At 61.4% G+C, this 19,358-nt stretch carries 18 protein-coding genes; 11 read left to right on the forward strand and 7 right to left on the reverse strand.

Features of this window, described 5'->3' with window-relative positions:
• Positions 1 to 210 precede the first annotated feature (210 nt).
• Entirely contained in the window at positions 211 to 687 is a 477-nt protein-coding gene (locus tag M8Q45_RS23375) for a glycine zipper domain-containing protein (protein WP_030141539.1), read from the forward strand.
• A gap of 85 nt (positions 688 to 772) precedes the next feature.
• Here M8Q45_RS23375 and M8Q45_RS23380 read toward each other — a convergent pair whose 3' ends face one another.
• Positions 773 to 1,192 (reverse strand): acyl-CoA thioesterase, encoded by a 420-nt coding sequence (locus tag M8Q45_RS23380; RefSeq protein WP_249876571.1) that lies wholly within the window; start codon positions 1,190 to 1,192, stop codon positions 773 to 775.
• Between the two features lie 48 nt (positions 1,193 to 1,240).
• Positions 1,241 to 2,467, reverse strand: a complete 1,227-nt coding sequence (locus M8Q45_RS23385; RefSeq protein WP_249876572.1) for a 3-hydroxyacyl-CoA dehydrogenase — start codon at positions 2,465 to 2,467, stop codon at positions 1,241 to 1,243.
• A 350-nt stretch (positions 2,468 to 2,817) separates the two neighbouring features.
• Here M8Q45_RS23385 and M8Q45_RS23390 point away from each other — a divergent pair, with 350 nt between their 5' ends.
• Entirely contained in the window at positions 2,818 to 3,171 is a 354-nt protein-coding gene (locus M8Q45_RS23390; RefSeq protein WP_249876573.1) for a DUF1493 family protein, read from the forward strand.
• Positions 3,172 to 3,226: 55 nt separating this feature from the next.
• Here the strand turns inward: M8Q45_RS23390 and M8Q45_RS23395 are convergent, their stop codons facing one another.
• The 3 genes from M8Q45_RS23395 to M8Q45_RS23405 all read right to left on the reverse strand — a co-directional run bounded on the left by M8Q45_RS23395 (position 3,227) and on the right by M8Q45_RS23405 (position 6,547).
• Positions 3,227 to 4,771 (reverse strand): phosphoenolpyruvate carboxykinase, encoded by a 1,545-nt coding sequence (locus M8Q45_RS23395; protein WP_030141546.1) that lies wholly within the window; start codon positions 4,769 to 4,771, stop codon positions 3,227 to 3,229.
• Positions 4,772 to 4,949: 178 nt separating this feature from the next.
• Entirely contained in the window at positions 4,950 to 5,852 is a 903-nt protein-coding gene (hslO, locus tag M8Q45_RS23400; RefSeq protein WP_198797044.1) for an Hsp33 family molecular chaperone HslO, read from the reverse strand.
• Between the two features lie 290 nt (positions 5,853 to 6,142).
• A complete protein-coding gene (locus M8Q45_RS23405; RefSeq protein WP_249876574.1) occupies positions 6,143 to 6,547 on the reverse strand; it encodes an RNA-binding S4 domain-containing protein in 405 nt (134 codons plus the stop codon).
• 235 nt (positions 6,548 to 6,782) lie between these two features.
• On the opposite strand from M8Q45_RS23405, the gene rimB reads away from it, so the two are divergent.
• The gene (gene rimB, locus M8Q45_RS23410; protein WP_039592641.1) at positions 6,783 to 7,265 is read left to right on the forward strand and encodes a retropepsin-like aspartic endopeptidase RimB; all 483 of its coding nucleotides are present in this window, start codon (positions 6,783 to 6,785) and stop codon (positions 7,263 to 7,265) included.
• Positions 7,262 to 8,167, forward strand: a complete 906-nt coding sequence (rimK, locus tag M8Q45_RS23415; protein WP_030141550.1) for a 30S ribosomal protein S6--L-glutamate ligase — start codon at positions 7,262 to 7,264, stop codon at positions 8,165 to 8,167. The genes rimB and rimK overlap by 4 nt, the downstream gene beginning before the upstream one ends.
• 89 nt (positions 8,168 to 8,256) lie before the next feature.
• Here the strand turns inward: rimK and M8Q45_RS23420 are convergent, their stop codons facing one another.
• Positions 8,257 to 9,570: an ATP-binding protein gene (locus M8Q45_RS23420; RefSeq protein ID WP_030140494.1), complete on the reverse strand. Its 1,314-nt coding sequence runs from the start codon at positions 9,568 to 9,570 to the stop codon at positions 8,257 to 8,259.
• A 114-nt stretch (positions 9,571 to 9,684) separates the two neighbouring features.
• Positions 9,685 to 10,425, reverse strand: coding sequence for an osmolarity response regulator transcription factor OmpR (gene ompR / locus M8Q45_RS23425; RefSeq protein ID WP_025211284.1), 741 nt, complete (start codon positions 10,423 to 10,425; stop codon positions 9,685 to 9,687).
• Positions 10,426 to 10,782: 357 nt separating this feature from the next.
• Between ompR and M8Q45_RS23430 the strand changes: the two genes are divergently transcribed.
• The 7 genes from M8Q45_RS23430 to tauD all read left to right on the forward strand — a co-directional run bounded on the left by M8Q45_RS23430 (position 10,783) and on the right by tauD (position 19,171).
• Positions 10,783 to 13,107 carry a Tex family protein gene (locus M8Q45_RS23430; RefSeq protein ID WP_249876575.1) on the forward strand — a complete coding sequence of 775 codons (2,325 nt, stop codon included), beginning with the start codon at positions 10,783 to 10,785 and terminating at the stop codon, positions 13,105 to 13,107.
• A complete protein-coding gene (locus tag M8Q45_RS23435) occupies positions 13,107 to 13,490 on the forward strand; it encodes a PaaI family thioesterase (protein WP_181290239.1) in 384 nt (127 codons plus the stop codon). Before M8Q45_RS23430 ends, M8Q45_RS23435 begins: the two co-directional genes overlap by 1 nt.
• Positions 13,491 to 13,761: 271 nt before the next feature.
• Positions 13,762 to 15,345, forward strand: a complete 1,584-nt coding sequence (gene gshA / locus M8Q45_RS23440) for a glutamate--cysteine ligase (protein ID WP_249876576.1) — start codon at positions 13,762 to 13,764, stop codon at positions 15,343 to 15,345.
• Positions 15,346 to 15,652: 307 nt separating this feature from the next.
• Positions 15,653 to 16,630, forward strand: coding sequence for a taurine ABC transporter substrate-binding protein (tauA, locus tag M8Q45_RS23445; RefSeq protein ID WP_181290241.1), 978 nt, complete (start codon positions 15,653 to 15,655; stop codon positions 16,628 to 16,630).
• A 20-nt stretch (positions 16,631 to 16,650) separates the two neighbouring features.
• On the forward strand, positions 16,651 to 17,445 hold the full coding sequence (gene tauB, locus M8Q45_RS23450; RefSeq protein ID WP_249876577.1) for a taurine ABC transporter ATP-binding subunit: 795 nt from the start codon (positions 16,651 to 16,653) through the stop codon (positions 17,443 to 17,445).
• Entirely contained in the window at positions 17,442 to 18,281 is an 840-nt protein-coding gene (gene tauC, locus M8Q45_RS23455; protein WP_249876578.1) for a taurine ABC transporter permease TauC, read from the forward strand. Before tauB ends, tauC begins: the two co-directional genes overlap by 4 nt.
• A 47-nt stretch (positions 18,282 to 18,328) precedes the next feature.
• A complete protein-coding gene (gene tauD / locus M8Q45_RS23460) occupies positions 18,329 to 19,171 on the forward strand; it encodes a taurine dioxygenase (protein WP_249876579.1) in 843 nt (280 codons plus the stop codon).
• Positions 19,172 to 19,358: the final 187 nt, after the last annotated feature.

Raw genomic sequence — 19,358 nt, forward strand, 5'->3', positions numbered from 1 at the left:
CACCGTCCTTCCAGACGCCCACAAAAAAGGCCGTTTTCCAATGAAAACGGCCTGTCTGAAGTAGCTAAAGACCGGCGAAATTCGGTTAAGTTCCAGCCTAAAAACAATAACTTAGAGAATTGTGCACAAGTCGTGTTACTCGTCGGATTTCGATTGTAACCAAGCGAAGCCAGCCTCAGGATCGCGCCGTCATCCCTTTGAGGCTCCTCTATGAAGTTCTCCTCCATTCTCTTGTTGTCCCTTGGCCTGATCAGTGGCGTCGCGTCTGCCGGCGGTACCGCCGAAGCAGGTGTAGGCGGCGCATTGGGCGGGGTTTTGGGTTCGGTCGTCGGCCAGTCCCTGGGCGGCAATACCGGCTCCACTATCGGCGCAGCCCTTGGCGGCGCGGGTGGTAGCGCAGTCGGCGCAGACAAACATAGCCGCGGTGAAGCGGCGATCGGCGGCGCATTGGGCGCAGCCGGCGGTAACGTGGTCGGCCGCAGCGTAGGCGGCACCACCGGCAGCCTGATCGGTGCCGCAGCGGGCGGTGGCGCCGGTGGCGCACTGGGCAACTACATGGGCAAGGACGACGATGACGACCGTTACGAAGGTCGCCGTGGCGATCGTCGCTACTATCGTGACGGCCACCCGGGTCGCGGCCATGCCTATGGGCATCGCAAGAAGCATCACCGCTACTACCGCGACTAACCGCTGACGTTCCTGCCAGCCGGTAAAAGATCGCAGCCTTCGGCCGTTCTCGTCAGAGACTGACCGGAGGCTGCGATTTTTTGTTTCAGGCCAGCAACCGTTCCAACGCTGCGCGTAATCGATCAGGAATCGCCACGGGCCGATTCGATGTCCGATCCACGAAAACATGCACGAAACGCCCCGCCGCGCAGGCCTCGTCCTCGTCCACCTTGAACACCGCCAGCTCGTACTGCACCGAACTGTTGCCCAGCTTGCCGACCCGCAGGCCAACCTCGATCCGGTCTGGAAAAGCGATCGAGGCAAAGTAATCGCAGGCCGAACTCACTACGAAGCCCACCACTTCTCCTTCGTGGATATCCAACCCGCCGCTTTCGATCAGGTAGGTGTTCACGGCGGTATCGAAAAACCCGTAGTAGGTGACGTTATTGACGTGACCGTACACATCGTTGTCGTGCCAGCGCGTAGTGATGGGCTGGAAGTGCAGATATTCCGTGCGTTGGGGCATCAGGTGTCCTTGGGTAATCGGTTTTGGAATGCTGGGCAAGGCTCGGCGTTATCGCTGGGAGAATCCTTTGCCTTGCGAAGCCAGCTCTCCGATCAAGCGAGCAGGTTTCCATTGGTCGCCCTGCTTGGTTTCAAGCTCCAACAAGCGCGCGTGGATGTCTTCAAGCCCCTGCTGGTCAGCCCAGGCCATCGGGCCACCCTTGTCTGCCGGGAAGCCATAGCCGTTGAGGTAAACCAGATCGATGTCATGAGACGACTCGGCAATGCCTTCCTGGAGGATCTTCGCACCTTCGTTGACCAGGGCCAGCAAGCAGCGCTCGAGGATCTCTTCGGTACCAATGTCACGTCGCTGGAAACCCAGCCCCTCGCTGACCCGCTGCACCAGCGCATCGACCTCGACATCGTGCTCAGCCTGTCGACTGCCCGGCTCGTAGTGGTAATAACCGTTGCCACTTTTCTGGCCGAACCGGCCCAATTCGCACAGACGGTTATCCACCTGCACTTCAGGTGCGTCCTGCCCCCGGCCCGCCAGTTCCCGCGCACGCCACTCCAGGTCGATCCCGACCACGTCGTACATGCGAAACGGCCCCATGGCGAAGCCGAAGCCTTGTAGCGCCGCATCGACCTGATGAGGGAGCGCCCCCTCCAACAGCATCTTGCGCGCCTCCAGCACGTAGGGATGCAGCATCCGGTTGCCAATGAAGCCATGACAATTACCCGATACCACGCTTACCTTGCCCATGCGTTTGCCCAACGCCAGCGCTGCGTCCAGCACAGCCTTTGACGTCTGTGCGCCGCGGACGATTTCCAGCAGTTTCATGATGTGCGCAGGGCTGAAGAAATGCAGGCCCAGGACCTGGGTTGGCCGACGCGTGGCGGCGGCAATGGCATCGATGTCCAACGCCGAAGTGTTGCTTGCCAGCAGCGCCTCGGGCTTGAGCATGCCGTCCAGCTCGCGGAATATCTTCTGCTTGAGTTCCAGATTCTCATAGACCGCTTCGATGACCAGGTCCACATTGCGAATCGCCGCGTAGTCCTGCGCCTGTGCTATCCGGGCGATTCGAGCGTCGGCTTCACCTTGGTCGATACGGCCCTGGCGCACGTTATGGGCATAAGTGTCGGCCACCGCAGCCAATGCCTGCTCAAGCATCTGAGGGTTGTTATCGACCCATTGCACGGTGACGCCGGCATTGGCCAGGCACATCACGATGCCACGGCCCATGGTGCCTGCACCGACCACGGCGGCGCGCTGGATATCGAAGGTTGTCTGGCTCATGTTTGCTCTCTTGTTGGCGATCCAAGGACAGCCTCCACCTTAGCCAGCCACTGACTTTTTTTGAAATTTATTCGTGTGATGCCGGGCATTCAGCGGATGGATGCAGCTCACAGGTAAATGAGCACCGTCACGGGCCGGGTCATTCGGTTGACGTTAGATAAAAATCAAGCTCTGCGGGAAAAGCCAACGACGCCAAGCGCCGCGGCGAACCTTACCGAGTAAGCGAAGAAATGCTCACCGGACGGTTCCAAGTCTGACGTGAGACTTTTCTTCTTTTTATTGGGATAGGGTTTCGCCCTAAACTTGCCAACCGTACAGCCGTGCCATTCCTACCCGTTGGATCCCTCGACATGCACTTCGCCCCAGACTTCCCCGACGATCTCGTCATGCGGCAACTCATGGAATTGCTCCATGAAGAGATCGGCCTGCCGGAACGCAAGACCCTTCGCCTGGAGACCGCGATCAATCACGATCTGGGCTGCGACGGCGCGGATGCGCGGCACTTGATGGAAACACTGGAAGAGCGGTTCGCCGTCGAGCTCACTGACTATGACGCCTATCGCTATTTCCAACCGGAAGGTTTCGATGTGTTCCAAAAGCGCAGGGCGAAGGGGCGCGCAAACAAGATGCCGCTGACCATCGGCATGCTTTACAAGGCAATCAAGGCGCAGCGATGGGATACGCAGGCATTGGAAGAAAACTAGTCGCCCACAAAAAAGCCGCCCTCGAAGGGCGGCTTTTTCATTGACCAATCAAGCCTTACAGCTGCGGACCTGCCGCCTTGATCGCGTCGCTCACTTCGAACTTCTTGAAGTTCTCGATGAACAGGCCGGCCAATGCCTTGGCGGCTTCGTCGTAGGCGGCTTTGTCGGCCCAGGTGTTGCGTGGGTTCAACAGGCCAGTCTCGACGCCTGGAACAGCCAGCGGCACGTCCAGGTTGATGATGTCCAGGTGTTCGGTTTCAGCACCGATCAGCGCGCCGCTCTGGATGGCTGCGATCACCGCACGGGTGGTCGGGATGTTGAAGCGCTTGCCGACGCCGTAGCCACCGCCGGTCCAGCCGGTGTTGACCAGGTAGACCTTGGAGCCGAAACCACGGATGCGCTTGATCAGCAGCTCTGCGTATTCACCGGCTGGACGCGGGAAGAACGGGGCGCCGAAGCAGGTGGAGAAGGTCGACTTGATGCCGCTGCCCGAACCCATTTCGGTCGAGCCCACCAGTGCGGTGTAGCCGGACAGGAAGTGGTAGGCGGCTTGTTCTTCGCTGAGGATCGACACGGGCGGCAGTACGCCGGTCAGGTCGCAGGTCAGGAAGATCACGGCGTTTGGCTCGCCACCGAGGTTTTTCGGCGCGCGTTTTTCGATCAGCTCACGCGGGTAGGCGGCGCGGCTGTTCTGGGTCAGGCTGTCGTCGGCGTAGTCGGCTTTCTTGGTGACTGGGTCCAGGACGACGTTTTCCAGTACGGCACCGTGCTGGATGGCTTTCCAGATGACCGGCTCGTTCTTCTCGGACAGGTCGATGCACTTGGCATAGCAACCGCCTTCGATGTTGAAGACCACGCCCACGCCCCAACCGTGCTCGTCGTCACCGATCAGGTAACGGCTTTCGTCGGCGGACAGGGTGGTCTTGCCGGTGCCCGACAGACCGAAGAACAGGGTCACATCGCCCTCTTCGCCCATGTTGGCGGCGCAGTGCATCGGTAGCACGTCAACAGCCGGCAGCAGGAAGTTCTGCACGGAGAACAGGGCTTTCTTCATCTCACCGGCGTAGCGCATGCCAGCGATGAGCACTTTCTTGGCCGCGAAGTTGATGATCACGGTGCCGTCGGAGTTGGTGCCGTCACGCTCAGGCTCGCAGACGAAGTTCGGCGCGTTGAGGATCTGCCACTCGTCCTTGCCGCCGGCGTTGTATTGCTCGGGGTTGATGAAGAGGCAGCGGCCGAACAGGTTGTGCCACGCGGTCTCGGTGGTCATCTTGACCGGCAGGTAGTGCGCCGGATCGGAACCTACATGCACATGGGAAACAAAACGCTCGCGCTCGCCCAGGTAGGCTGCGACGCGGTTCCACAGGGCGTCGAACTTGTCGGCCGGGAACTTGCGGTTGATCGGGCCCCAGGCAATGGCGTGCTGGGTGGTTGGCTCTTCCACGATGAAACGGTCGACTGGCGAGCGACCGGTACGATGACCGGTACGTACAACCAGCGCGCCAGTATCGGCAAGCTCGCCTTCACCGCGATTCAGGGCTTCTTTGACCAGATCATCGACACTCAGATCGGTGTACACGGCGTTATTGGCTTGCGTCATGAGATTCCCCGTCGGCCCGTGGCCGAGTGCTCCAAACGTTTTGTAGTAGGAAGTCGCGCACTACTACCCGAAAAAAGTGGGCCGGATTATGCCAGAAAAGCCCAAAAAAAGTAGGGCCCTCCCGTCAGTACGGCGTAAATCCGGCGTTTGCCAGGAGATTTACCTGCGCTGAACCGTTTTAGTGACGAGTATCTGACGGTGTGTCGACACCCGCACCAGCGAACAATTGGGCGATGTCCGCGGCATCGAACAGGTAGCGCTCATTGCAAAACTGGCAATCGATTTCAATGGCGCCGCCATGTTCGATCACCAGTTGCTGCGCATCTTCCAGACCCAGACTGACCAGCGCATTGCCGGAACGTTCACGGGAGCAACTGCATTTGAAGCGCAACGGCTGGCCATCGAACAAGCGAACCTGCTCTTCGTGGTACAGGCGATGCAGGACCGTTTCGTTGTCCAGCCCCAACAGCTCATCGGCGCTCAAGGTGCTGGCCAGAGCGGTGACGTGCTGCCAGCTGGCGTCGCGCTCTTCTGGATCACGGATGCGGTCGGCAGGCAATTGCTGCAGCAGCAATCCACGGGCGCGCCGCCCGTCGGCATAGAGCCAGAAACGGGTGTTGGTCTGCTGGGACATCACGAAGTAGTTGGTGAAACATTCGGCCAGCGTTGCGCCGTCGAGATCGACGATACCCTGGTAGCGCTTGCCATGGCTCGGGTCGACGGTCAGGGCCAGCACGCCGTTGGGCATCAGGTCGGCCAAGGTCGCGTCCGGCGCGATCTGCTCTGCGTGATAACGGGCCAGGCCACGGATCTCTCGCTCGCTGGAGCATTCGATCATCAGCAGGGGCACCGGACCTTCGGAGCGCGCCTGGAGGATCAGCAAGCCATCGAATTTCAAGGTACCCACCAGCAGCGCCGCGGCGGCCATCAACTCGCCGAGCAATTGCGCGACCGGCTCCGGATAGGCGTGCTTGGCAAGGACTTCGGCGTAGCTACGCTCCAACGCCACCAGCTCGCCACGGGCATCGCTGTCATCGAAGATGAAACGTTGGGTGTAGTCGGTATCCGGTAAATCAGTCATAGGGTCTGGTATCTAAGGTGATGGCAATGGATGACGGGCATTTTATGGGCATTCAGGGTGGGTTCCAAGCAAGGCTTGGGTTTGCCTGACGGGAAGGGACCGACCACTTACCTGTAGACGCTGCGTAGGAGCTGTCGAGTGCAACGAGGCTGCGATCTTTCCCCTGACAATTGAGTCGCGAGCGAATGACCAAGATCAAAAGATCGTCCGAACGCGGCCCGAGCCTTCGCCAGCTCCTACAGAGCCCAGCGGGAGCAAGCTCCCTCGCCACGGCTGAAATGACCGGCGCTTTATTCGTTGTTGCTGCCATGAAACTTGAAAAGGTCCCGACGCTGCTTCTTGCTCGGCTTGCCATCGGTGCTCACACCCAGGGCGCCGGCCTTGCGCTGGGCGGCTGCAGCTTCGCGCTTGGCGACGCTGGCTTCGGTCTCGCGGTATAGCGTTTGAGCTTCCGGCGCGCCGCGACGCACGATGGACAAGGCTTCGACAACCACGGTTTTTTCATCAAAACCGGTACGGATGACGTATTCGTCACCGATACGTGGCTCTTTGCCAGGCTTGCAACGCTCGCCCCGGTGATGGACCTTGCCGCTTTCAATGGCGGCCTTGGCCAAGGCTCGGGTCTTGTAGAATCGTGCCGCCCACAACCATTTATCGAGACGGACCTTGTCATCCTCTTCGCTTTTTTGTGCCACTGGAATTCCTCTTTCTAACGAATAGCTGGAACTGTACTACCGTTTTTGTCGGGCGCACGAATCCGTCGCGACGGATAGAATGCCCGCCGCACAGCCCGTTCATAGGGCGGGCGTGGGCATCGATTACACATTCAAACGGGAGCGTAGATAACTGTCGCCATTTTGTGATTATTCTGCGTGAATACCGCGATTCGCGGAGTCCGCGATCCGATGTGCCAATTTCAGGTTGTTTTTATTGAAGACATTTGACCATCTGACCGTCGTCGGTCTGCGCGAATGGGTGGCGCTCCCGGACTTGGGAGTCGCCGGCCTGCGCGCAAAAATCGACACCGGAGCCAGTACTTCCAGCCTGCACGCTACCGACATCGAGCCGTTCGAGCGCGACGGCGAAAAATGGGTGCGTTTCACCGCGCACCTGGGCACGGTGGTGCAGTTGCGCCATCGCCGCTGCGAAGCGCCGCTGGTAGCGCGCAAGACCATCAAGAGTTCCAACGGCCACGCCCAGGTCCGCTACGTGATCAGCACCACGCTGGCGCTGGGCGATCGGTTCTGGCGGGTCGAGTTCACGCTCGCCTGCCGCAAATCCATGCGTTATCGCCTGTTGCTGGGTTCCAAAGCCTTGATTGACGGCCAGTTGGTGGTCAATCCAGGCATCAAATACGTCCAAGACAAGCCGGCATTCCCGGTGTCCACTACCTCTGCCACAGGTGTTGCATGAAGATCGCTGTGCTGTCGCGAAATCCGCGTCTGTATTCCACCCGTCGCCTGGTTGAAGCCGGGACCGAACGTGGCCATGAAATGGTGGTGATCGATACCCTGCGCGCCTACATGAACATCGCCAGCCACAAGCCGCAGATCCATTACCGCGGCAAGCCGCTGGAAGGCTTCGATGCGGTCATCCCGCGCATCGGCGCATCGGTGACCTTCTACGGCTGCGCGGTATTGCGCCAGTTTGAAATGATGGGCGTGTATCCCCTCAATGAGTCCGTCGCGATTGCTCGCTCGCGAGACAAGCTGCGCTCCCTGCAATTGCTGTCTCGGCGCGGCATCGGCCTGCCCGTGACCGGCTTTGCCCACTCGCCGGATGACATTCCCGACCTGATCGCGATGGTCAATGGCGCCCCCCTGGTGATCAAGGTGCTGGAGGGCACCCAGGGCATTGGCGTGGTGCTGTGCGAAACCGCGACGGCGGCGGAATCGGTGATCGAGGCGTTCATGGGCCTGAAGCAGAACATCATGGTCCAGGAATACATCAAGGAAGCCGGCGGTGCGGACATTCGTTGTTTCGTGGTCGGAGACAAGGTAATCGCCTCGATGAAGCGCCAGGCTCGGCCCGGTGAGTTCCGCTCCAACTTGCATCGTGGCGGCAGTGCGAGCCTGATCAAGATCACCCCCGAAGAACGCATGACCGCCCTGCGTGCCGCCAAGGTCATGGGGCTGGCCGTGGCTGGCGTGGATATCCTGCGTTCCAATCACGGACCGCTGGTGATGGAGGTCAACTCCTCGCCAGGCCTGGAAGGCATCGAGACCACCACCAGCAAGAACGTGGCGGGGATCATTATCGAGCACCTGGAAAAGAATGGCGGGCCGAACATGACCAGGACCAAAGGCAAAGGCTAAAAGCAGCTGCGAGCCGCAAGCTGCAAGCTGCAAGCTGCAAGCGGTAAGCCGAACCGCTTAAACTTGCAGCTTATAACTCGTAGCTGCCTCTAAACCGCATCCCGAGGCAGCATCAAGCCCAACGGCAAGCGCACCCGCGCCTCCAGGCCGCCACCGACGCGGTTGCGCAGTTCGACGTTGCCGCCGTGCATGGAGGCAATGCGCTTGACGATCGCCAGGCCCAGTCCGGTGCCCTTTCCTCCTCGGGCGCGATCGCCCCGGGTAAAGGGATTGAAAATGGCCTCCAACTCCGACGGATCAATGCCAGCGCCACGGTCCATGACGCTCAGCACCACGTAAGGCGCACTGGTGTCGCCGGAGACATAGGCCGCGACTTCAACACCGGCGCCCGCATGGTTCAGAGCATTGCCGATGAGGTTGTTCAGCAAACGCTTCATGGACACCCGGCGTAACGGGAACGGCTGGATCGGCTCCAGGCGCAGCTGCACTTTTTCGTCGTTCTGGTTATAGGGCGCAACCACTTCCCGCACCAACTCACTGAGGTCCACCTCCTCCACGGACTCGTCACGACCGTCGCGAATGAACGCCAGGAACTGGTCGAGAATCGCGTCCATGTCTTCGATGTCGCGAACCATCTCGTCGGTCAGGTCGGTGTGCTCGCCCATCAATTCTAGGGAAAGCCGCAATCGAGTCAGGGGCGTGCGCAGGTCATGGGAGACCCCCGCAAGCATCAACTCACGCTCACGCCCGGCCTGTTCGACATCCTCCGCCATCTGGTTGAAGGCGCGGTAGACCTCGGTCATCTCGCTGGGGGTATCGCTGATCGGCAACCGTACGCTACGCCCCTGCCCCAGCTGCCGGGCGGCGTACACCAGGCGCTTGAGCGGTTGGTTGAGCTGGCTGACGAAAATCCACGCCGAAGCCGTCGAGAGCAGGCCGATCGCCAGGAACCAGCCCAGCACGTTCCAGATTTTCTGGCCACGCAATGGATGCGGGTACAGGGGCACCTTCAACCAACCGTCACCCAGGCTCGGGGCGCGTACCCACAATGCCGGAGGCGAATGCATGCGCAGCCGCACCTCGGTGTCGGCGCCCAGTTCGGCCTGCATCTGCCGTTGATAGATCTCGCTGTACGGCCAGTGCTGCTCCCCTTCCGGCACGCCGGCGCCAACGACCCGAATCAATGTTGCCGCCTCGGCAATCTTCGCTCGATTGGTTTCGTCGGCGGCCCAATAGGCCCGCAGGGTCAAGGCCACGCCGTGACTGTATTGGCGGTCCACCAGCACGTCTTCGTTCATCAGCAGGTAGACCAGCGTCAGCGCCTTGGAAAAAAGCACGACGATCAGCACCAGCCAGAGGGTGCGGGAGAAAAAACTCTGGGGGAACCAAACGGGGGTTTTCATGAATAACCGCTACACACTTGCAGGAGCGAGCGATGCTCGCACAATGACGGACCGCGAGTCGCCTGGAAGAAGACCTTTCAACCAGCCAGGCTACCCGCTCCTACAAATCGCCGATCACTTGCTGGCGGCGCCATCCGGCACGAACACATAACCGACGCCCCAGACCGTCTGGATATAACGCGGCTTGGATGGATCGGGCTCGATCATCCGGCGCAGGCGGGAAATCTGCACGTCGATGGAGCGCTCCAGCGCGTCCCACTCACGACCACGGGCCAGGTTCATCAACTTGTCCCGGGTCAGCGGCTGGCGGGCGTTCATCACCAGGGCCTTGAGCACGGCGAACTCACCGGTGGTGAGCATGTGGATCTCGTCGCCACGCTTGAGCTCGCGGGTAGCCAAGGACAGTTCATAGTCGCCGAAGGTCACGCTTTCGTCTTCGCTGCCCGGCGCGCCCGGCACCGGGGCCGACTGGCGACGCAAGACCGCCTTGACCCGGGCCATCAGCTCGTCCGGGTTGAACGGCTTGGCCAGGTAATCGTCGGCGCCCAGTTCCAGCCCCTTGATGCGGCTCAGCTCGTCGCCCTTGGCAGTGAGCATGATGATTGGGATCTGGTTGTTGGCGCCACGCAGGCGGCGGCAGGCGGTCAAGCCGTCCTCACCAGGCAGCATCAGGTCGAGGACCACGAGGTTGAACACCTCACGGGCCAGCAGGCGATCCATTTGCTCGGTGTTCGGTACGGTGCGGGCGCGGTAGCCCTTGCTGACGAAAAAACGCTCCAGCAGGCTGCTCAACCCGGGATCGTCGTCAACAATCAGAATTTTTTCGCCTTCAGCAGTTTGTGCAGTGCTGCTCATAGGAAGCTCCTTTGATCTTGGCGCGCATTATGGCCTAGCTGCCGTTATACGCATCGTGTGCATTGTTAGCAGATTTTTCCTCTATCTCCAGCAATCCACCCATCAAACCCTCGGTTCACGACACCCCCGAACAACGGAACGCTGGTTATAATGCGCGGCCTTTTGTGCCAGGACCGGCCGGAACGTTGCACCGGCGCAGCATTATTTACCCCTGGCCAGGCAGCACTTTTTGAATTTCGCGGGTCAACAGGCAGCCTTTTGACCCAGGCAGCGGCGCATGCCAGGCCGCTCAACCAGTCTCGCCGAGCCCGGCTTCTGCGGCAGCGAGCCTGATTTCACAATTTGTCAGGTGGTTTTATGGACAGCATCAACAGCCGCATCGCCGAGGAACTCGGCGTCCGCCCACAACAGGTCGAAGCGGCCGTCGCGCTACTCGATGAAGGCTCCACGGTCCCTTTCATCGCCCGTTACCGGAAAGAAGTGACCGGCAGCCTCGATGACACGCAATTGCGTCATCTGGAAGAGCGCCTGCGCTACCTGCGCGAACTCGACGAACGGCGCATCAGCATCCTGGCGAGCATCCAGGAGCAGGGCAAGCTGACCCCGCAACTCGAGCGCGACATCAAGCTGGCCGATACCAAGACCCGCCTCGAAGATTTGTACCTCCCCTACAAGCAGAAGCGCCGCACCAAGGGCCAGATCGCCCTGGAAGCCGGCCTCGGCGAACTGGCGGATGGCCTATTCAATGATCCAACCCTGGCCCCGGAAACCGAGGCCGCACGCTTTGTCGATGCCGAAAAAGGCGTGGCGGACGTGAAGGCCGCGCTGGAAGGCGCCAAGTACATCCTCATGGAGCGCTTCGCCGAAGACGCCAACCTGTTGGAGAAACTGCGCAACTTCCTCAAGCAGGAAGCCATCCTCAGCGCCCGCGTCATCGCCGGCAAGGAAGAGGAAGGCGCCAAGTTCCGCGACTACTTCGAGCACGACGAACCGCTCAAGAGCATGCCGTCCCACCGTGCCCTGGCGATTTTCCGTGGTCGCAACGAAGGCATTCTCAGTTCCGCACTGAAGGTCGGTGAAGAACTGCCCGGCACCATGCACCCGTGCGAAGGCATGATCGGCCAGCAATTCGGCATCCAGAACCAGAACCGCGCCGCCGACAAATGGCTAGCCGAGGTGGTGCGCTGGACCTGGAAGGTCAAGCTCTACACCCATCTGGAAACCGACTTGCTCGGTGAGCTGCGCGACAACGCCGAGACCGAGGCGATCAACGTATTCGCCCACAACCTGCACGACTTGCTGTTGGCCGCACCGGCCGGCCCGCGCGCAACCCTGGGCCTGGACCCGGGCCTGCGCACCGGTTGCAAGGTGGCGGTGGTGGACTCGACCGGCAAACTGCTGGATCACGCCACGGTCTATCCCCATGTGCCGCACAACAAGTGGGACCAGACCCTCGCCGTACTCGCCGCCCTGTGCGCCAAGCATTCGGTGGACCTGATCGCCATCGGCAACGGAACCGCCAGCCGCGAGACCGACAAGCTGGCCGCCGAGCTGATCAAGAAATACCCGGCCATGAAGATGACCAAGGTCATGGTCTCCGAGGCCGGCGCTTCGGTTTATTCGGCGTCGGAACTGGCTTCCAAGGAATTCCCCGACCTGGACGTGTCGATCCGTGGCGCGGTGTCCATCGCCCGTCGCTTGCAGGATCCATTGGCGGAACTGGTGAAGATCGATCCGAAATCCATCGGTGTCGGCCAGTACCAGCACGACGTTTCCCAACTGAAACTGGCCCGTGGCCTGGACGCCGTGGTGGAGGATTGCGTGAACGCCGTGGGCGTGGACGTGAACACCGCTTCGGTGGCGCTGCTGGCGCGTATTTCCGGCCTGAACGCCACCCTGGCGCAGAACATCGTCACCCACCGTGACGAACACGGCGCGTTCAAGACCCGCGCCGCGTTGAAAAAAGTCCCGCGCCTGGGTGAAAAAACCTTCGAGCAGGCCGCCGGCTTCCTGCGCGTCATGAACGGCGACAACCCGCTCGACTCCTCCGCAGTCCACCCGGAAGCCTACCCGCTGGTACAACGCATCGCCGCCCAGACCGACCGCGACATCCGCTCGCTGATCGGCGACGCTGCGTTCCTCAAGCGCCTGGACCCGAAGAAATTCACCGACGAAACCTTCGGCCTGCCCACCGTGACCGACATCCTGCAAGAGCTGGAAAAGCCGGGCCGCGACCCGCGTCCTGAGTTCAAGACCGCCGAATTCCAGGAAGGCGTCGAAGACCTCAAGGACCTGCAACCGGGCATGATCCTCGAAGGCGTGGTGACCAACGTGACCAACTTCGGCGCGTTCGTCGACATCGGCGTGCATCAGGACGGCCTGGTGCATATCTCGGCGTTGTCCGAGAAATTCATCAAGGACCCGCGCGAAGCGGTAAAGGCCGGTGATGTGGTGAAAGTGAAGGTCATGGAAGTCGACATCCCGCGCAAACGCGTTGGCCTGTCGATGCGCATGAGTGACACGCCGGGCGAGAAAATCGACGGTGCCCGTGGTGCGCGTCCTGGCTCGACGCCTCGTCAATCGCAGAACACCGCACCGCGCAAGGAAACCGCCACCGCAGCCCCGGCCAACAACGCCATGGCCTCGCTGTTCGCCAACGCCAAGCAACTGAAGAAACGCTGATGGACGCACCGGCCGGGTTGGTGGAGAGCGCGTTCTTCAAGCTGCTCGGCTGCCGTCTGCACAGCCTCGGGGACGGGGTGGCGCAAGTCGCCCTGGGCCTCGAACCCGAGTTGCGCAATCGTGGCGGCAAGCTGCACGGCGGCGCGCTGTTCAGCCTGGTGGACATCGCCATGGGCCTGGCTTGCTCCAGTGTCCATGGCTTTGACCAGCAGAGCGCAACCATCGAGTGCAAGATCAACTACATCCGCGCCGTGTCCGACGGCGAGGTGTTGTGCACCGCCCGGGTCATCCACCCGGGCCGGCGCACGTTGGTGGTGGAGGCCGATGTGATGCAGGGCGACAAGCTGGTCGCAAAAGCGCAAGGCACGTTCGCTGTCCTATAGCTCCCTGTCATCGATTTGGGGTAATTTCATTTCCACGGATGCGGTGTCGAAATCCCATCTGTGGGGGCGAGCTTGCTCGCGATAGCGGATCTACAGTCAATATCACTGTGGCTGCTCCACCGCCATCGCGAGCAAGCTCGCTCCCACAGTGGGGTTGCGGTGGCTGGCCTTTGGCACAAAAACCAGGCGAAAACGCCAGTTTTAACTTCACCCTTGTAGACCGTCTTGCCCACCCCCATATTGGGGCGACTGACGCGTGAAGGAATTCAACTTGAGCGACCTTTTAAACCGCCGCCTGGCCCTGCTCGGCGAGCGCGCCAACCTCTCCCTGCTCGAGCAGTGCCTCCACGGTATCGAGCGTGAATGCCTGCGCGTCACGGGCGATGGGCACCTGGCGCAGACCCCGCACCCCGAGGCCCTGGGCTCGGCGTTGACCAACGAACAGATCACCACCGACTATTCCGAGTCGCTGCTGGAGTTCATCACCCCGGCCCTGGCCAACCCGGCCGACACCCTGCGCAGCCTCGACAGGATCCACAGGTTCGTCTACAGCAAGCTCGGCGACGAATACCTGTGGAGCCCTTCGATGCCGTGTCCGTTGCCGGCCGAGGAAGAGATTCCGATCGCCTATTACGGCACCTCGAACATCGGTCGACTCAAATACGTCTATCGCAAGGGTCTGGCCCTGCGCTACGGCAAGACCATGCAATGCATCGCCGGGATCCACTACAACTTTTCCCTGCCGGAGAAGCTCTGGCCCCTGCTCCGGCAGGACGAAGCCAGCGATCTGAGCGACCGGGACTTCCAGTCGTCCGCCTACATCGCACTGATCCGTAATTTCCGCCGCTACAGCTGGCTGTTGATGTACCTGTTCGGTGCCTCGCCGGCCCTCGACGTCGGTTTCCTGCGTGGCCGGCCGCACCGGTTGGAACAGCTGGATCCGGACACCTTGTACCTGCCCTACGCCACCAGCCTGCGCATGAGCGACCTGGGTTACCAGAGCAACGCCCAGGCCGGCTTGACGCCTTGCTACAACGATCTGGCAAGCTACACCGACAGCCTGCGTAAAGCGGTGGCAACGCCGTACGGGCCGTACGTCGAAGTCGGCACCCACCAGAACGGCGAATGGGTGCAGCTCAACACCAACATCCTGCAGATCGAAAACGAATACTACTCCAACATCCGCCCCAAGCGCGTGACCTATACCGGCGAGCGGCCAATCCAGGCGCTCATGGCTCGCGGGATCCAGTACGTCGAAGTCCGCTGCCTGGACATCAACCCGTTCCTGCCGATGGGCATCGACCTCACCGAGTCGCGGTTCCTCGACGCGTTCCTGCTGTATTGCGGCCTCAATGACAGCCCACAGCTGGAAAACAACGAGTGCAGCAACGCCACCAGCAACTTCCTGACCGTGGTCAAGGAAGGCCGCAAGCCGGGCCTGCAATTGCAGCGCCAGGGCCAATCGGTCGACATGCAAGCCTGGGCTCTGGAATTGCTGGAAAAAATCGCTCCGCTGGCCGCGCTGCTTGACCAGAGCCAGGGTGGCGATGCCCACCGTCAGGCGCTGGACGCGCAACGGGCAAAGGTCCGCGATCCATCGCTGACGCCGTCCGCCCAGGTGCTGGCCGCCATGGCCGAGCATCAGGAAAGCTTCGCTCAGTTCTCCCTGCGCCAGAGCAAGGCCCACGCCGAGTTCTTCCGCGCCGAGCCGTTGGCGACCGAAGAGCAAGCCGCGTTCGAGCAAACCGCTCGCCAGTCCCTGGTCCAGCAAACCGAGCTGGAGCAGAACGAGGTGGGGGATTTCGACGTGTTCGTGGGTTCGTACCAGGCGAGCATTTTGGCGATTAGTAATTAGCTACCCCGTAGGCGCTGCGCAGGAGCTGCGTAGGAGCTGCCGAGCGAAGCGAGGCTGCGATCTTTCCACTAACGCTTGAGTCCCAAGCGAAAGATCAAAGATCAAAAGATCAAAAGATCGCAGCCTTCGGCAGCTCCTACGACCCAGTCCGGCTGGAGCAAGCTCCCTCGCCACAAGGGTTCCGAGCCGTTCTCGATAGATTTTTTCGCAGATAAGCTAATTCGAAAAAGTTATTTATTTCTTAATTCTTAGATCATTTAGTCTTCTCCAACGCCGACTCTCCGGCGGCCTGTTGAGGAGCTACACCATGTCTTTGAGTTTTCCCCTTCGCCTTCTCGCGGCCGCCTCCCTGGCTGCGGCGAGTCTTTTTGCCCAGGCGGCCGACCTGACCGTCGCCTACCAGACCACCGTTGACCCGGCGAAAGTCGCCCAAGCCGACGGCGCCTATGAAAAAGCCACCCAGGCCAAGATCGCCTGGCGCAAGTTCGACAATGGCGCCGATATCATCGCCGCCATTGCCTCGGGCGATGTGCAGATCGGTTACCTCGGTTCCAGCCCGCTGACCGCCGCCATCACGCGTAAGGTTCCAGTGGAAACTTTCCTCATCGCCACCCAGATCGGCGCCGCTGAAGCCTTGGTGGCCCGTGACGGCTCCGGCATCAAGACCCCGCAAGACCTGATCGGCAAGAAGATCGCCGTGCCGTTTGTCTCCACCGGCCACTACAGCCTGCTCGCCGCGCTGAAGCACTGGAACATCGACCCGTCGAAAGTCACGGTGCTCAACCTCGCCCCGCCGGCCATCATCGCCGCCTGGAAACGCGGCGACATCGACGCCACCTACGTCTGGGACCCGGCCCTGGGCGTGGCCAAGGAAAACGGCAAGGTATTGATCACTTCAGCTGAACTGGCCCAGTTCGGCGCACCGACCTTCGACGCCTGGATCGTGCGCAAGGATTTCGCCCAGCAACATCCCGAAATCGTCACCGCGTTCGCCAAAGTCACCCTGGATGCCTACGCCCAGTACCGCAAGGATCCGCAAGCCTGGCTGGCCGATGCGTCCAATATCGACAAGCTGGTGAAGCTCTCCGGCGCCAAGGCCAGCGATATCCCGCTGCTGTTGCAAGGCAACGTCTTCCCGCTGGCCGCAGACCAGGTGGTGAGCCTCGGCGCTCCAACCACCCAGGCGATCACCAACACTGCCGCGTTCCTCAAGGAACAAGGCAAGGTCGAAGCGGTGCTGCCGGATTACGCGCCGTACGTCAGCGCCAAATACATCACTCGCTGACCGAAACAGGAGACGCCGAGATGGCCTTGCTACAGCTGGAGCGCATCAGCGCACAGTACCCCGGCGCAACGAAACCGGTACTGGCGGATATTTCATTGACCCTGGGCCCGCAGCAGTTGCTGGTCGCCCTCGGCCCATCCGGCAGCGGCAAGACGTCGCTGCTGAACCTGATTGCCGGGTTCGTCGAGCCCAGCGCCGGGCAGATCACCCTCGACGACGTGCCGGTGTCGGGCCCCGGCGCCGAACGTGGCGTGGTGTTCCAGGACGATGCGCTGTTGCCCTGGCAGGACGTGCTGGCGAACGTCGCTTTCGGCCTGGAACTGGCCGGGGTCGCCAAGGAAAAACGCGAGGCTCGCGCACGGGAAATGCTCGCTTTGGTGGACCTGGCCGGTTTCGAAAAGCGCCGCGTCTGGCAGCTCTCCGGCGGCCAGAAGCAACGCGTCGGCCTGGCCCGCGCGTTGGCGGCCGACCCTCGCCTGTTGTTGATGGACGAACCCTTCGGCGCCCTGGACGCTTTCACTCGCGAGCAGATGCAAGAGTTGCTGCTGCAAGTCTGGCAACGCACCGCCAAACCGGTGTTCCTGATTACCCACGACATTGAGGAAGCGGTGTTCCTGGCGACCGACCTGATCCTGCTGGCACCCGATCCCGGGCAGATCGTCGAGCGCCTGAGCCTGAATTTCGGCCGCCGCTACGGCGCGGGCGAATCGGCCCGGTCCATCAAGTCCGATCCACGCTTCATCGAGACCCGCGAGCATGTGCTTGCCAAGGTGTTTTCCCAACGCAGCGCCACTCGACAACAGGAGCGCGCATGAGCAGCTATGAAATTCCAGCCGTGGCCGACGATGCCGTGAAGCCGCACGCGCCCGTCCCCGTACGACGCAGCCTGAGCACACGCTGGATCAGCGGGCTGACGTTGGTCGTGCTGCTGTTTCTCTGGTGGGCAATCACCGCCACCGGACTGATCGAACCGCTGTTCCTGCCGCCGCCCTCCGCCGTGCTGCAAAAGGGTTGGCTGCTCGCAACCAGCGGCTATATGGATTCGACCCTCTGGCAACACCTGGGCGCAAGCCTGGGACGGATTGGCCTGGGCCTGTTGTTCGCGGTGCTGACGGCGGTGCCGGTGGGCATTGCCATCGGCGCCAACCGTATCGCCCGTGGGGTGCTCGATCCGCTGATCGAATTCTATCGACCGATCCCGCCCCTGGCCTACCTGCCGCTGATCGTGATCTGGTGCGGCATCGGCGAGCTGTCGAAAGTCCTGTTGATCTACCTGGCGATCTTCGCCCCGATCGCCATCGCCACCGCCACCGGCGTGCGCACGGTTGACCCGGCGAAACTGCGGGCGGCGCAATCCCTCGGTGCCACCCGGGCGCAACTGATCCGCCACGTGATCGTGCCCAGCGCCCTGCCGGACATCCTCACCGGTATCCGCATCGGCCTGGGCGTGGGTTGGTCGACGCTGGTCGCCGCTGAATTGATCGCGGCCACCAGCGGCCTGGGGTTCATGGTGCAATCGGCGGCGCAGTTCCTGGTCACCGATGTGGTGGTGCTGGGAATCCTGGTGATCGCACTGATCGCCTTCGCCATGGAAATGGGCCTGCGCGCCCTGCAACGCAAGCTGGTGCCATGGCACGGCCAGGCCCATTGATACGCAACGACCACGCCGACCCTTCGGCGCCCATCCGAGAGACCACCATGAGCCGCCCGACCATTACCCCTTTGAGCATTGCCCTCGGCGCACAGATCAGCGGGATCGACATCAGCCAACCGCTGGGCCTGGAAGACCGGGATTTCATCGAGCAGGCGCTGCTGGAACACCAGGTGCTGTTTTTCCGCGACCAGCCGATCGAACCGCCGCAACAGGCACGTTTCGCTGGGTATTTCGGTGACCTGCACATTCATCCGATCTACCCCAACGTACCGGAGCAGCCCGAAGTGCTGGTGCTCGACACCGCCGTCACCGACGTTCGCGATAACGCGGTGTGGCACACCGACGTGACCTTCCTGCCGACCCCTGCCCTGGGCGCCGTGCTCAGCGCCAAGCTACTGCCGGCGTTTGGCGGCGACACGTTGTGGGCCAGCGGCATTGCCGCCTACGAAGCCTTGTCGGCGCCATTGAAAAGCCTGCTGGAAGGCCTGACGGCGACTCACGACTTCACCCGTTCGTTTCCGCTGGAGCGCTTCGGCAACTCCGCCGAGGACTTGGTGCGCTGGGAAGAAGCACGGCGGAAAAACCCACCGCTGTCCCATCCGGTGATTCGCACGCATCCGGTGAGTGGCCGCCGCTCGTTGTTCGTCAACGAAGGCTTTACCGCACGCATCAATGAGCTATCAGAAACCGAAAGCGAGGCGATCCTGAAACTGTTGTTCGCCCACGCGACACGTCCGCAATTCACCGTTCGCTGGCGCTGGCAGGCCAACGATGTGGCGTTCTGGGACAACCGCGTCACCCAGCATTTCGCCGTGGACGACTACCGCCCTGCCCGGCGCGTGATGCACCGGGCGACGGTGTTGGGGGATGTGCCGTTTTTCAGGTGAGTGCCTTGCCCGAATGGTTTTCCGGGGTAACGCATATCCCCGTGGCGAGGAGCTTGCTCCCGCTCGACTGCGCTGTAGGAGCTGCCGAAGGCTGCGATCTTTTGATCTTTTGATCTTTTGATCTTTTGATCTTTTGATCTTTCGCTTGAGACCCGAAGTATCAGCGGAAAGATCGCAGCCTCGCTTC

Origin of the sequence: Pseudomonas sp. T1.Ur (assembly GCF_023516725.1) — a bacterium.
GTDB lineage: Bacteria > Pseudomonadota > Gammaproteobacteria > Pseudomonadales > Pseudomonadaceae > Aquipseudomonas > Aquipseudomonas alvandae.